Raw genomic sequence first — 14,970 nt, 5'->3', positions numbered from 1 at the left:
ACTGGAGCAATATGGATGTGACCCAGTTCATCGTACTGGCAGTATTTGCCGGTACGATATGCGCGCTGATCTTTACCAATCAGCGCCCTTCCACTGTGTTTTCTGGTGCAGTGTTAGCTTTACTGGTTACCCAGCAGTTATCTCTTGATGACATCTTGCTAAATTTAACAAACAAGGGTCTTATTACCCTTGTTTTGTTGCTTTTGGTAAGCAGTGCAATTGATAAAACAGCGTTAATAAAACGCCTAGGTAGGAAACTAGTAAGTGCTAACTTTACTCAATCCTATTGGCGCTTGTTTTCACTGACCTTTTTATCGTCTGCGCTTTTGAACAATACTGCTATTGTGGCAAGCCTTATTGGTCCAATTAAGCAAAACCAATATCATCCTGCCTCTCGATTACTGATCCCGCTCTCATACGCAGCTATTTTAGGCGGTACGGTCACCTTAATCGGTACGTCTACCAACCTGATCGTAGACAGCTTTTTGCAAGAGCACGGGCATCCAGGCTTTAACTTTTTTGACTTCACACTTTATGGCACCGTAGCGGGTTTAAGCTGTGGTCTACTCATGTTTTTGCTACTTCCTTTGCTACCTCATATTGGCAATAAGAGTAACAACTATCACGAGTATATGGTTGAAGCCGAAGTGGAGTCTGGTTCAGAACTCATAGGCAAAACCGTAGAACAAAACCATTTACGTAACTTACCAGAACTCTTTTTGGTAGAAGTGGTGCGCAATGGCAACCTGATATCTCCTGTGGGGCCTGACCTGGTCATTCTGGAAAACGACAAACTGATCTTCTCTGGCAACGTTCAAAAGCTTGATAACCTTAGCCACATAAAGGGGCTAAGCATGTTTGCTGAGACCGATGGGGTATTGCGTGAGAGCTTAACCGAGGTAGTTGTTGCCAATCGCGCTCAAGTTATTGGGCAAACCATTAAAAAACTTGGCTTTAGAGCCCTATTTGATGCGGCTGTTGTAGCCATTCGCCGCGATGGAGAGCAGCTGTCAGGCAAGTTAGGAGAAATAAAGCTTCAAGCAGGTGACTTCTTACTTTTAGCCACAGGCCCAGACTTTGCGACTCGTCAAAATTTAAATAAAAACTTTTTTATTTTGTCAGAGCAAAAAATCGCCCGCCCACTAACCAACAAGCAAGAGTGGATTACCCTTGGCGGCTTCCTTTCCACGGTGTTATTGGCTGCAACTAATGTCATTTCACTGGCTATTGGTCTGCTGTTTTTAGCCGCTGTGCTAATTGGCGTAAGGGTAACGTCAAACGGCGAAATGAAACGAAATTTACCGTTGAATTTGATTGTTGTGATTGTAGGCGCGCTAAGCCTGGCAACCGCATTAGAAAATTCAGGGGTTATTAATATAACCACCGAGGCACTTATGCCGGTGTTGTCGGGTACTGACTGGTTCATAGCATTGTTAGTCATCTACTTGCTAACACTGGTTTTAACAGAGTTCGTTACCAACAACGCTGCTGCAGCGTTAATGTTCCCGTTTGCCTACGGGTTAGTGCAAATCATTGGCGCACCGCTAATGCCATTTGCATTAGCGGTAGCATTTGCAGCAAGTGCCAGTTTTATTTCACCATTCGGCTATCAAACCAACTTGCTTGTTTATAATGCGGCGAATTATAAGTTTTCGCATTTTATAAAAATTGGACTGCCTATTTCGCTGTTGTATAGCACCATAGTTTTGACACTGCTTAATATTACTTATTTGTAAGGTCTTGCGGCGCGTTTTGAGAGGACATAGAAAATCACCAAAGATAGAGCAGCAATCAGCAGTATTACGTAAAGGGAAGCGAACGCTTCCCTTTTTTTATTTATAACCTTTCAATACATTCATTTTCTCTTACAAATATCAAGATGTTGTGCTGTACAACACCTGTAGCCAACAGTAATCTATAACTCAATTTATTGCCTGCCTGTTGGCAAGCTAACAATGACTCATGGCTTTACCCAGAGCCAGAGTAATAATAAAAACGAAATAGGAGCAAGGGATGCACAATGTAACGAACCCCTTTCAAGCGTGTAACGATATTTTCTTCAAGCCTAATGGTGTATTTAAAGCAGTAGGTGAAAACAACAATTGGAGCTGGATGCCATTTATTTTGATCATGGCAATTTCGCTTGTTTCCCAGTACTTGTATGTAAACTTCGTTGACATTGAATGGTTCGCTCAGATGAATATTGCCGCGCAAGGGGATATGAGTCCGGCAGAAGAAGAGCAAATGAAGGCCTTCTTCACCAGGGATGCTTTGCTTTGGTCATCGGTTATAGGTGCCTTTTTTATTCCTATTATCGTAAACGCCATTTACGCCGTGTACGTGAATTTAATGACCCGTTCTGACGACAGCCATGTGTATGGCTTTACTGACTGGTATGGTTTCGCTTGGTGGCTTTCAATGCCTTATGTGCTTACTGGTTTAGTGGGTGTTGCTTTGCTGTTGTTCGCAGGCGACCATCAAGTAGCGCCATCAATTTTATCGCCAGCGTCCCTTGGGTATATTGCGAATATCCCGATGGACTCGCCTTGGTACGCTTTCGGCCAGGCGTTAAGGGTAGAGCTATTCTGGGGCATTTATTTAGCCACCGTAGGCATTACTCAATGGACCGCCTTTTCTCTTAAAAAAGCGGCATTAATTGCAAGTGCACCTTATATTGTTATCTACGGCATCTGGTTGATTGCCCTCGCCTTGTTCTAATTAACCTTGCGAATGGAACGCGCCCACTATACGAAAAGTGCGCTGTGCTATTAATACAGTAGTTATGAATATAATGTTTGTGATTACAGTGTTTTAGTACAGCGTTTCTATAAACTGGCCGCGCAGCCTTACTTTAAAAAGACGCACCCTTTCATTTCTTTCACTACCCATGAATAGCATCATTGCCGCTTTTGTCGTCACACGAAGTATCATTATACCATATATGGTATTACACCCACAGCGGCAGCTGTTTCGTTTGCTTAGACCCTTGTCGTAACGGCCTGAAATAATCTTTATTTTGATAAAACTTCGCATCCTGCGGTGAATGCCATAAAGGCACGCCCAACAAAGGAAGGGGCTTTAAGAGTGGTGTGATCTGAAAAGCATCGAGTGCTGAAATTCGGGCTGACATTGCATCGTCGAGTACGGCGCGTTGTTGCCATTTATCGAGCTCATTAAATCCTTGAGGCACTGAAACCGCGAGCCACTTTCCAGTAAGCCCAATAAACGGGTTCAGCATCATTTCTAAATTCGCATGCCCAAATACATAGGGCGTTACTTCAGCATGCCAACGCCCTCGATTTGCTAGAAATACCTGTTCCCATTCATGGGTGGCCAGTTGCTGTAGGAAAACTTCTAGCGATTCAACGCCACTTGGTCTGGGCTCTTCTATCGCCAGCACCACGCCACACTCATCAAAGTGGGTAATCCGATTGCGACGTGCGGTGCGAGGGTTTACGCCGTACGCCTCGATATCGCTTATATGCAGTTCATTTAATAAGGATTTTGTTTTGGGAAACTGCAGCCAGATTAGTGCATTAAACAGATCGTGCCAGCTTTGCTCTCTGGTAGGAACAACCCCATCTTCACTAATAATCGTTTCATAGTAACGCTGTTCATCTTCTGAAAACTGACTCTGTCCTTTAAATACAGGCCCCGTCCATTGCTTGTGATATCTAGATGTAAGTTCATTAAGCACATCAGGAGATGGAAACTTACTATGACTCATTAAACCGAGTTCATCTAAAAGAATGGTTACAGGATAACTTGCGTGTTTTTTTAAGTAGTCTTTACAGAAAGGGATTGAGTCTGATTGCATATCAACTATTGGTTCGCTCTGGGGTTTTCTCTATACTGAGCAAGTATTGTAGAGCAAACAGAGACTAACAATGAAAAAAATGTTTTTGCCATTGCTTGTACCTACCCTTCTGGGCGTAAGTGCTTGCACACCTAACAACGACAGCGCGTCACAAGATCAGTCTGCGAAAAAAGAGATGCCTGTGGCGTCTAACTTTGACAGTGTTTACAACAATATTTCAGACGCCGATATTCGCGAGCCATTAAAGGTACTGTCTTCAGATGAGTTTGAGGGCCGTTTACCGACGACTGAAGGCGAAAAGAAAACCATTGAATACTTGGTTAGTGAATTTACCAAAGCGGGGCTTAAACCGGGTAACGGGGATAGCTTTTTACAAAAAGTAGCCCTTATGGAAATTACTGCTGACCCAGATATGACCATGACTATTGGCGACAATAACTTCGCGTATAAAGAGCAAATGGTTGCCTCTTCCAAGCGAGAACAGAGCTCAGTTTCCCTTGAAGATTCAGAATTAGTCTTCGTTGGCTATGGTGTGAATGCACCAGAGTACGACTGGAACGACTACGAAGGGTTAGATGTTGAAGGCAAAACCGTCGTCATGCTAATTAATGACCCGGGATTTGAAAATCCAGAAAGTGGTAGGTTTCAAGGCACAACGATGACCTACTACGGTCGTTGGAGCTACAAATATGAAGAAGCGAGCCGTCAGGGCGCTGCTGGCGCCATTATTGTTCACGAAACAGCCCCTGCCTCTTACGGCTGGTCAGTTGTTGCTAACAGCTGGAGCGGTCCGCAGTACGGCCTAGTAAGTGCCGACAAAGGAGCAAGTCGTGTGGCTGTTGAAGGTTGGTTAACGTTAGATGCGGCGAAAAAAGTGTTTGCTGATGCAGGGCTCGACTTTGACCAAGAGAAAGCAAACGCCATGCAAGGTCCTTACAACAAAGCAATGGATATCAAAGCATCGGTTACGGTTAACAACACCTTCAAAAAGTCAGAGAGCAACAACGTTATCGCGACTCTGCCGGGCGCAGAGTTTCCTGATGAGCATATTATCTACACGGCACATTGGGATCATTTAGGTAAAGACGAGAGCAAAGAAGGCGACCAAATCTATAATGGCGCTCATGATAATGCGACGGGCACTGCGGCTATTCTAGCCATGGCCAAAGCATACTCAGAGTTGACGCCTGCACCAAAACGCTCTGTATCATTTTTAGTAGTAACTGCTGAAGAGCAAGGGCTGTTAGGCAGTAAATATTATGCAAGCAATCCTGTTATTCCGATTGAAAATACGGTTGCTAATATCAACATGGACGCAATGAACGTATTAGGTAAAACCAAAAACGTTGCCGTTGTAGGCATGGGTAAGTCAGAAATGGAAGACTATCTTGAAGCCGCTGCGGCTAAGCAAGGTCGTACACTGACTCAAGAAGACAGACCAGAAGCTGGGTACTATTACCGCTCAGATCACTTCAGCTTTGCCAAGCAAGGTGTTCTAGCACTGTACGCTGAAGGCGGAAATGAACCAGCAGATGAAGAGACAGCCAAATACAGAAAACGTATGAATGTCATTGTTACGGGCTGCTATCACCAAGTGTGCGATCAGTATCGTGACGATTGGGATTTAAGCGGTATCGTGCAAGACACACAAATGCTGTTTGATGTGGGTGTAGGTGTTGCAAATGCAGAGGCTTGGCCGAAGTGGAATGAAGCAAGCGAGTTCCAGCGCCAAAACTAAAACACCTTGACGTAAAAACGCAAAGAAGGCCGCGTCTTCTTTATCGTTAATAAAGGGTTTCTTCGTGAAACCCTTTTTTATTGACCCGCATTAATTTACTACCCTCTACATTTGAACTCACTTCCCTCTATATTAAGCACTGCTTACCGCATTCATAAGCTTACCTTTGCATGGAATTAGGATAAAAATGTTAATAAACGGCTATTTTGGGATAAATGGAATAAGAATTTCCATTTTCTCATCATAATGTACTTGCAATTTCCTGTCAGACTGGCACATTCAGGGGCACGCGAATAAGAATAACAACAAATCATCGCCCACTCGTACGCGAGTACCGACAGAAAAAACTTCTATTATTTTTTTCAACAAGTGAACAGAGAGAATCCGTTATATGTGTGGTATTTTCGGTATCCTTGATATCAAAACCGATGTGTCTGAACTCAGAACCCAAGCCCTCGATTTATCAAAACTTTTGCGCCACCGTGGCCCTGACTGGTCGGGTATCTGGAATAATGACAATACCATTCTTTGTCACGAAAGATTGGCGATTGTCGACGTTGATACAGGGGCGCAGCCTCTTATCAGCCAAAACGATAAACAAATTCTTGCCGTTAACGGCGAGATTTACAACCACAAGCAACTTGCTGCTAATCTAGATGAGCCGTACCCATTTAAAACCCGTTCTGATTGCGAAGTTATTCTTCCGCTTTTTCAGCAAAAAGGCATCGACTTTATCGATGAACTAGAGGGTATGTTTGCGTTCATTCTATACGATGAAGAACAAGACGCTTACCTTATTGCCCGCGACCATATTGGTATTATTCCGCTTTATACCGGTTACGATGAACACGGTAACTTCTATGTTTCATCTGAAATGAAAGCGTTAGCAGGCGTATGTAAGACAATCAGTGAGTTCCCTCCTGGCCACTACCTGTGGAGCAAAGAAGGTAAAATTACCAAGTACTACAAACGCGACTGGATGGAATACGACAACGTAAAAGACAACACCAGCAACCTAGAAGAGCTACGTGTAGCATTCGAGAAAGCTGTGAAGTCACACATGATGTCTGACGTTCCCTACGCTGTACTTCTATCGGGCGGTTTGGACTCTTCACTGGTTTCAGCTGTCGCTGCGCAGTACGTTGCAAAGCGCGTTGAAGACGAAGACAAGACAGATGCATGGTGGCCTCGCCTGCACAGTTTTGCTGTAGGTCTTGAAGGAGCACCTGACCTTAAGGCAGCGAAGAAAGTGGCCGACATGATTGGCACCGTACACCATGAAATTCACTTTACCATTCAAGAAGGTTTAGATGCCATCCGTGATGTTATCTATCACTTGGAAACCTACGATACAACAACGATCCGCGCCGCTACTCCAATGTACTTAATGACACGCAAGATTAAAGCGATGGGCATTAAAATGGTGCTATCGGGTGAAGGTTCTGACGAAATTTTTGGTGGTTACCTATATTTCCATAAAGCGCCAAACGCCAAAGAATTCCACGAAGAAACGGTACGTAAACTTGATCGTCTACATATGTTTGACTGTGCGCGTGCTAACAAAGCCACATCAGCATGGGGTGTAGAAGCTCGTGTACCATTCTTAGATAAGAACTTCATTGACGTAGCTATGCGTTTAAACCCACAAGACAAAATGTGTCTAGATGGAAAAATGGAGAAGTGGATCCTTCGTAAAGCGTTTGATAACGGCGAAACCCTTCCAGCAGAAGTACTTTGGCGTCAAAAAGAGCAGTTTGGTGATGGTGTAGGTTATTCGTGGATTGATTCAATTCGCGATTTCGTTGAAAACGAAGTGACTGATCAGCAACTTGCAACAGCGGAATTCCGCTTCCCAGTTAACACACCAGACACCAAAGAAGGCTACTACTACCGCACTATTTTCGAGAGCTACTTTCCTCAAGAAAGTGCGGCGCGCTGTGTGCCAGGCGGTAAATCTATTGCGTGTAGTACAGCAGAAGCACTTGAGTGGGATGAGAGCTTTAAAAACAACGCAGATCCTTCTGGCCGTTCGATGAAAGGCGTCCACGCTGGCGAGTCTTAATAGACAATCGTACAAGCAGAGCTAACATTAAAAAAACGCGGCCTAAGCCGCGTTTTTTATTGTCTATTTATTCTTTTGAATCTTCTGTTTTTGGTTTATACCATAAAGCAGAATTAGTAAGAGGGGTCTCAATGGGTAATAACGGGTTTTCGAGAGTGAAAATTTTACGCTCATTAACCCCTAAAGACGCTAAGATTGGGGCGTACGTAGATTCAAATAACGCATCAAAAGAGCCATCTTCAATGGCTCTGTTAAGGCCTGTTTCAATGAGATTCGCTAACGTCTTGTTACTTGAACTTACAAAGTAATACATAGCGGTGGGGTAATACAGCGCCATTGAAGGCTCAAGGTAAAGGTTGTTACGACGACCTTCCACCTCCAGCTCTGCGTCCACTTCCATAACAGAACGAGGAAAAAAGTCCCCTTTACCTTGTTTAATCATGTCATACGCTTCGCGAAACTCAGGCACAGTAAACACGTTAAACCCGTTGGCTTGAAGAATTTTGGTGTCCGGCCACTCTTCACCCTGAATGGGTATAAGTTTACGCATGTCAGTCAGCGATAATACATCATCGAACTTCGTCTTTTTATTCTCGTTAATAACGAAAACACGAAGACCTATAAGCCCTTTTGCGATTGGAATACGAATGGGGGTCAATTCCTTTTCGCGTTGGCTGTCCGTCATACTCCATACTACGTTAACTTCTCTGTTTTCACGTAGCTGACGCATCGCTTTGCCCGTCAGCAATATACGATCAGAAGGGCGTAGCTCATAATTTACGCCGGTTTTATCGAGCGCAAGTTTAAGCAGTGCTATCGGATATTGAGCACGGGCATCTGAGTCGTCAATAGGACGCGGATAAGTGATTGTCCAAGTAGCGGCCTCAACCATCGATGCAGCAGTAAAAGAACACAAAGCGACGGCCGCTATTACGGCTTTTTTTAGCAGATTAAAGCTATGCATCTTCTTTATGTCCTTTGTTAATTTGATTACTTAAGCGCAAGACGTGTTTGCCACAAAGCCGGCGCGTTTCAAACACTTATTCAATACCAATGTATTTATGTGTTTGTAAAGATAGCCGCCAGTTACGTTCAATACAAGTACGCACTGCAAGTTCTGTGGCTCTCTTTTGCTGGCTAATTGGTTGTAAACAAACCTGTTTTCCGTCTAATGACGATACATTAGTAAGCAGCGCATCAAGCTCGTCAATATGCTTTTGCATTGCGATGGGGTGCTTGATTTCATTCGCTCTTTCAAGCGCACTTACTAAGACGTCATATCCGCCTTTCATGTTTATTTTAGGAGAAACCGTCACATACGTACGCGTGTCACAAAGTACTTCAAAAGTACCGCTGGTCTCTATTTGTGTTGTGTATCCGTTGTCGTGAAGTAGGCTCGTCAGAGGACGTAGGTCGTACATACATGGCTCACCGCCGGTAATAACCACATGCTTTGCCACATAGCCTTGTTTCCTAAACTCAGCCAGCAAAGCCTCCTCACTGGAGATGAAATAGGTTTCAGACTCTTCGCCTTTTGTGATCACTGCTTGTGGCGACACACTCAAGTCAGGCTTAATTTCCCACGTATGTTTTGTATCACACCATGGACAGCCCACAGGACAGCCTTGTAAACGAACAAAGATAGAGGGAATACCAGTGTGAGCACCTTCACCCTGGATAGTTTCAAACATCTCATTGATGTTTAATGTGGACATTACAGACAATTTGACACCCTTTAACGATTGTATGTTGGGATTTTACCAAGGATCACATAAAATTCGGGCATAATTTCTTAAATCTTCGAAAAACTATGTCAGAAAACGTTGTTGTTATCTATTCAGGAGGCATGGACTCCTTCACAGTGCTGCATAAGGCGCTAAAAGCAGGCAAAAAAGTTCATGCACTGAGCTTTAACTACGGACAACGCCACAAGAAAGAACTCGATTATGCTGCCAACGTGTGTAATTCGCTTAACGTTCCCCACAAAATTGTAGATATTAGCGCCATAAATACGCTCATAGGGGGTTCAGCGTTAACCTCAGATATCGAAGTTCCAGAAGGCCACTATGAAGAGCCAAGCATGAAACAAACCGTGGTGCCCAATCGCAACATGATTTTGTTATCGCTGGCCGTTGGCTACGCGGTCAGTTTAGACGCTAACGAAGTATACTATGGCGCTCACTCTGGCGATCATGCCATTTACCCAGACTGCCGCCCTGAGTTTGTTCATAAAATGAATGATGTGTGCGGCATTGCGAATTATACACCGGTTACGATTATGACGCCTTATATCGACGACAGCAAAACCGCTATCTTGACCGATGGTCTGTCAATGGGACTGGATTACGGCCAAACGTGGACCTGTTACAACGGCAGAGAAAAAGCATGCGGAAAATGCGGTGCGTGCGAAGAGCGCTTAGAGGCGTTCAAGGAAAATAACGCCGTCGATCCTCTAGAATACGAATAGCGTAATCTGAAATAAAAACACCTCTTATTGTTTATAAGCGCTTTATTCCAAGCGTTTATAAACAATAAGAGGTGTGATCGCAGGTGCTTGTTGCTACTACTTTTGACTTTCTGAAATGAAGTAGCTCAATTCTTTAATACAGTGGCGTAATACAGGGTTTAATCGCGTATTTTTTCCATTCATTACAAACAGTTCGTGACTAAATTTAAATAAGCTCCCTTTTGCAATAGGCACGAGCCCAAGTGCAGCGCCCTGCTCTTTCGCCATATAGTCTGGCAGCAAACCAACATATTCGCCGGTCATAATCGCAGACATCGCTGCATCAAATGAGTCAGAGAAAGTTTGTATCGATAATCTGGTTTCATCTTCAATGTAATTTGCCGACGACAATCCAGAAATACCAATGGCAGGATAATCACCAATTTTTACGCCTTCTGGTAAATCAGTATCACGATACTTTGCCAGAGGGTGTGTAGGCGCACAGTACAATCGCCCTTCAGTTTTGATGCCGACAGGATGAAAAGTTACTGATTCCGGTTTGACCATGTCATAGGTTGAAACAACGAGGTGGCACTCACCAGATAGAGCGACATGCTCAACTTCATTGTATAAACGAGTTTGGATATTAACGTGAATATCGTCAAACTTCTTCATTGTACTTTTAACCGCTTTACTTACGGCTAAGTGCATAGAAAGCGGAAGACCAGCCATCAAGACCAAAGTGATATGACCAGAATAGTCATCATGCAGCGATTTCAGATTGAAGACAAAGTTGTCGAAGGCATTAAAGATGCGTTTGGTTTCTTGGAAAACCACCTCACCCTCTTTTGTCATTTGAAAGCCACCACGACCGCGATGACATAACACCAAATCTAAACGTTCTTCCAGTTTTTTGATGGCTGCACTGATGTTGGGTCGTTGCATACGCAACACGGGTTCTGCCGCAGTAAATCCGTTGCAGCTCGCTACAGCGTAAAACACACGCAGTAGCTTTATATCTGACTCCTGAAGACGATTAAGCATATTAGCACCTGTTTATAGGTATAGTTATCGATACTCAACTTAGAACTATATTCAACTAATTGTGCTATTACAACGACATTTTGCGGCTTTTCATCTCATTTTTTATTAAAAATTTGAGTTTTGTGCTACCCAAAAACTGACGTCAAGTCGTATTGTCCACAGGAAAAAAGGGGGATTTTCTTACATCAAAAGGAAAAGTGCTGTAGTGAGTTATCCGGTTTTATACGGAAAGAACCCACATACAGCCTCAGCTAGCGGGACACATCGTCATTTTTAAGAGAGTGTAACAACTTGCTTTCGAAGTGCTTCAATATCGTCACGCAATGATGCTGCTTTTTCAAACTCAAGCTCACGCGCATATTCAAACATCTGCTTTTCAAGCTCCGTGATTTGGTCCATTAATTCAGTAGCACTTGCTGTTTTCTGTTGCTTCTTCTTCTCTTCAACTTTGCGCAGTCTGACTTTTCCAGACGCAGGGTGCGCGCTGTCGCCTAAGTCCATAATATCGGTAATAGGCTTGTTAAGTCGCATCGGCGTTATACCATTTGCCTCATTATGCGCCATTTGCTTCTCACGACGGCGTTCAGTCTCGTCCATCGCTTTTTTCATCGACTTGGTAATACTGTCAGCGTACAAAATAGCTTTACCATTCACGTGACGCGCGGCTCTACCAATAGTCTGAATTAATGAACGCTCGGCTCGCAAAAAGCCTTCTTTATCGGCATCTAAAATCGCCACCAGTGACACTTCCGGCATATCTAAACCTTCACGTAAAAGGTTAATACCTACCAACACGTCGAATTTACCCAGTCGCAAGTCTCGGATTATTTCAATTCGCTCTACGGTATCGATATCCGAATGCAGATAACGAACTTTAACGCCGTGCTCATTTAAATACTCGCTTAAATCTTCAGCCATACGCTTGGTTAAGGTAGTAATAAGCACACGTTCGTCAAGCTCTACCCGCTTTTGAATTTCAGACAAGACATCATCAACCTGAGTGGCTACAGGACGTACTTCAATAACAGGGTCTAGCAGACCCGTTGGACGCACAACCTGCTCTACTATCTCACCGTCAGTTTTCTTTAATTCATAATCGCCTGGCGTCGCAGAAGCATAGATGGTTTGGGGGCAAATCTGTTCAAACTCTTCAAACTTAAGCGGACGATTGTCCAACGCCGACGGCAGCCTGAAACCAAACTCCACCAAGGTCTCTTTTCTAGAGCGATCCCCGCGATACATTGCCCCTACTTGAGAGACAGTTACGTGAGACTCGTCGATAAACATTAGGCCATCTGCTGGAAAATAGTCCAATAAGGTTGGAGGTGGTTCGCCCGGTGCTCTTCCTGAAAGATAGCGAGAGTAATTCTCGATCCCAGAACAATAGCCAAGCTCCATCATCATTTCGATATCGAACTGGGTACGCTGTGAAATACGCTGCTCTTCAATCAGCTTATTCGCCTCTTGAAGTTGCTTTTTGCGATCGCCAAGTTCTTCCTTGATATGCTCAATAGCATTGAGGATTTTCTCTCGAGGGGTTACATAGTGCGTTTTAGGAAAAACCGTTGCTCGAATAACTGACTTATCGACAGCCCCGGTTAGCGGGTCGAACAGACTAATTTTATCTATCTCATCGTCAAAAAGCTCGACCCTTACGGCTTGCTTTTCAGAGTCCGCAGGGAAAATATCTATAACATCGCCACGCACACGAAATGTACCCCTTTCAAACGCTAAATCGTTACGCTTGTACTGCAGTTCTGCAAGGCGACGTAAAATGTCACGTTGGTCCATGGTGTCGCCCTGGCGAAGATGCAATAGCATCTTCATGTAGGATTCAGGGTCCCCCAAACCATAAATAGCCGACACACTCGCTACAATGACTACGTCTCTGCGCTCCATCAACGCTTTAGTTGCGGACAGTCGCATTTGTTCAATATGATCATTGATTGACGCGTCTTTCTCAATAAAGGTATCGGTACTTGGAACGTAGGCTTCTGGCTGATAATAATCGTAATATGAAACGAAGTACTCTACGGCGTTATTGGGGAAGAACTCTTTCATCTCACCGTAAAGCTGAGCCGCTAAGGTTTTGTTATGTGCAAGAATAAGCGTTGGTCTCTGCACTTCTTTAATGACATTAGCCATGGTAAAGGTTTTACCCGACCCCGTAACACCAAGCAGTGTTTGGCCGGCCAAGCCACTTTCTAGGCCATCCACCAAAGCTTCTATTGCTTTTGGCTGGTCGCCTGCTGGCTTGTATTTAGAATGAAGCTCAAACCCTCTACTCATTTACTTAACCTTTTCTTTAGCTTACTGCTTAACATCTTGCTTGCGGTCAAACTACTCAACATTAAAAACGCACAGCCTTAAATAGCCGCTCTTGTATTAGCTGTGCTCAGACGTTTCTTTATCTGATTCAAACTGAGTAATCGCACGTTTGAAAACAACAAATGAAACACACGCCATTGCAATATTGGCAATGACCGTTCCTGCAAATAACCCTTTCAGTTCAAATAGAAAACTACCCGCAACGCTGATAGGTACGAAGAAAACAAATAAGCGGATGACACTTAACGTTAATGCCGTCATTGGGCGATGCATGGCATTCAACGATGAGTTAGTCAGAATGATAATGCCTTGCATGCCATAACCCAGCGGTACAATCATAAGAAACAGCTGTATTAGTACGCTTACCTCTGCTTCATTAGCAAAGGCGACGGCTATCCAGCTAGATAGTCCCCACATGACAAGAAAAATGGCGAACTGCCAAACCAGAACAAATTTCAATGTAAGCGAATATGCCGTTTTTACCCGTTCTACTTGGCCTGCCCCAACGTTTTGACTGATAAATGGAGGCAGTGTCATGGAAAGTGCTAGCACAACAATACTTGCAATAGACTCCATTCTATTTCCCACTCCCCACGCTGCAACCGCTTCAGCACCGTAACCAGCAACTACAGCTGTCATCACGCCACCGGCAACAGGGGTAAGCATATTCGCACCCGCCGCAGGTAGTCCTATTTTGAGAATTTCACGGCTGCTATCACGCAGCTCGGCAAGTGTCAGCAGTCGAGGCAACATCAACTTTCGACGAACGGCTAAAATATAAAGAATCCATAATGCACCAACTATCCACGCTATAAAGGTAGCGAGTGCCGCACCTTTTATTCCCATTGCCGGAATGGGCCCAAGGCCGAAAATGAAAATAGGATCAAGCAACGCGTTTAATCCGCCGCCTGCTGCCATAACAATACTGGGTGTGCGGGTATCGCCACACGCTCGCAGCACACTATTGCCAACCATCGGCATGGCAAGAAAGATGCTCGACAAGTACCATAGCCCCATATAGTCAGATATGTACGGCATTAGATTGTCTGTTGCATTAAGCAACTTAAACACAGACTCTATGGTGAAAAAGCCAATTGCAGCTAGTGCACCCACAAGCAAAACGGACAGCATTAATGAACCCGTCGCATAATGTTGAGACTTGGTTATTTCTTTACTGCCCTGTAACTTGCCTATAATTGCAGAGGTACCAATACCTAAACCTATGTTTAGGCTTATTACGGTAAAAGTAACGGGAAAGGTAAAACTAATAGCGGCTAAAGGGTCGGTGCCCAACAAGCTCACAAAAAAGGTATCGATAAGTCCAAAGCTCATCATCATTACCATACCCAGTATCATGGGAATAGTCATACGCTTTAACGTAGTACCTATATCTCCTTCCAATAAGTCGGAAGTACGTTGTTTAGCGTTACTTTTTATCACTTGAGCTCCGGCAAACTAAAATCCCCTCATCAATTGCGCGTTAGTGTAAAAGAGTGAACACTATTTAGCTATGCGTATTCGACAAACAAAACAAA

Annotated in this window: 11 protein-coding genes; 5 read left to right on the top strand and 6 right to left on the bottom strand. The window is 44.0% G+C overall.

Annotated features, from left to right (window positions below):
• Window positions 1–11 precede the first annotated feature (11 nt).
• Both MHN09_RS01615 and MHN09_RS01610 read left to right on the top strand, forming a co-directional pair.
• Complete coding sequence (locus MHN09_RS01615) at window positions 12–1,736, top strand: SLC13 family permease (protein ID WP_014948794.1); 1,725 nt, start codon at window positions 12–14, stop codon at window positions 1,734–1,736.
• A 277-nt stretch (window positions 1,737–2,013) separates the two neighbouring features.
• Window positions 2,014–2,718, top strand: a complete 705-nt coding sequence (locus MHN09_RS01610; RefSeq protein WP_014948793.1) for a YIP1 family protein — start codon at window positions 2,014–2,016, stop codon at window positions 2,716–2,718.
• 229 nt (window positions 2,719–2,947) lie between these two features.
• Here the strand turns inward: MHN09_RS01610 and MHN09_RS01605 are convergent, their stop codons facing one another.
• Entirely contained in the window at window positions 2,948–3,817 is an 870-nt protein-coding gene (locus tag MHN09_RS01605) for a DUF3025 domain-containing protein (protein ID WP_239238773.1), read from the bottom strand.
• A gap of 70 nt (window positions 3,818–3,887) precedes the next feature.
• Here MHN09_RS01605 and MHN09_RS01600 point away from each other — a divergent pair, with 70 nt between their 5' ends.
• Window positions 3,888–5,555 (top strand): M28 family metallopeptidase, encoded by a 1,668-nt coding sequence (locus MHN09_RS01600; RefSeq protein ID WP_239238770.1) that lies wholly within the window; start codon window positions 3,888–3,890, stop codon window positions 5,553–5,555.
• 391 nt (window positions 5,556–5,946) lie between these two features.
• Entirely contained in the window at window positions 5,947–7,617 is a 1,671-nt protein-coding gene (gene asnB, locus MHN09_RS01595) for an asparagine synthase B (RefSeq protein WP_014948790.1), read from the top strand.
• A gap of 67 nt (window positions 7,618–7,684) precedes the next feature.
• On the opposite strand, the gene MHN09_RS01590 is transcribed toward asnB, so the two are convergent.
• The gene (locus MHN09_RS01590; protein WP_014948789.1) at window positions 7,685–8,581 is read right to left on the bottom strand and encodes an amino acid ABC transporter substrate-binding protein; all 897 of its coding nucleotides are present in this window, start codon (window positions 8,579–8,581) and stop codon (window positions 7,685–7,687) included.
• Window positions 8,582–8,657: 76 nt separating this feature from the next.
• Window positions 8,658–9,332 carry a 7-carboxy-7-deazaguanine synthase QueE gene (gene queE, locus MHN09_RS01585; RefSeq protein ID WP_239238834.1) on the bottom strand — a complete coding sequence of 225 codons (675 nt, stop codon included), beginning with the start codon at window positions 9,330–9,332 and terminating at the stop codon, window positions 8,658–8,660.
• Between the two features lie 95 nt (window positions 9,333–9,427).
• On the opposite strand from queE, the gene queC reads away from it, so the two are divergent.
• Complete coding sequence (gene queC / locus MHN09_RS01580; RefSeq protein ID WP_014975995.1) at window positions 9,428–10,084, top strand: 7-cyano-7-deazaguanine synthase QueC; 657 nt, start codon at window positions 9,428–9,430, stop codon at window positions 10,082–10,084.
• A 96-nt stretch (window positions 10,085–10,180) separates the two neighbouring features.
• Here queC and MHN09_RS01575 read toward each other — a convergent pair whose 3' ends face one another.
• The 3 genes from MHN09_RS01575 to MHN09_RS01565 form a co-directional block, all read right to left on the bottom strand.
• Window positions 10,181–11,107, bottom strand: a complete 927-nt coding sequence (locus MHN09_RS01575; protein ID WP_014948786.1) for a LysR family transcriptional regulator — start codon at window positions 11,105–11,107, stop codon at window positions 10,181–10,183.
• Window positions 11,108–11,380: 273 nt separating this feature from the next.
• Window positions 11,381–13,396 carry an excinuclease ABC subunit UvrB gene (uvrB, locus tag MHN09_RS01570; protein ID WP_239238767.1) on the bottom strand — a complete coding sequence of 672 codons (2,016 nt, stop codon included), beginning with the start codon at window positions 13,394–13,396 and terminating at the stop codon, window positions 11,381–11,383.
• 96 nt (window positions 13,397–13,492) lie between these two features.
• Window positions 13,493–14,791 carry an MATE family efflux transporter gene (locus tag MHN09_RS01565; RefSeq protein WP_222936407.1) on the bottom strand — a complete coding sequence of 433 codons (1,299 nt, stop codon included), beginning with the start codon at window positions 14,789–14,791 and terminating at the stop codon, window positions 13,493–13,495.
• Window positions 14,792–14,970 lie beyond the last annotated feature (179 nt).

The organism is Alteromonas sp. MmMcT2-5 (genome assembly GCF_022348315.1).
GTDB lineage: Bacteria > Pseudomonadota > Gammaproteobacteria > Enterobacterales > Alteromonadaceae > Alteromonas > Alteromonas macleodii.
Note: the sequence above shows the minus strand (reverse complement) of the source record. Positions and strands in the feature narration are given on the sequence as shown.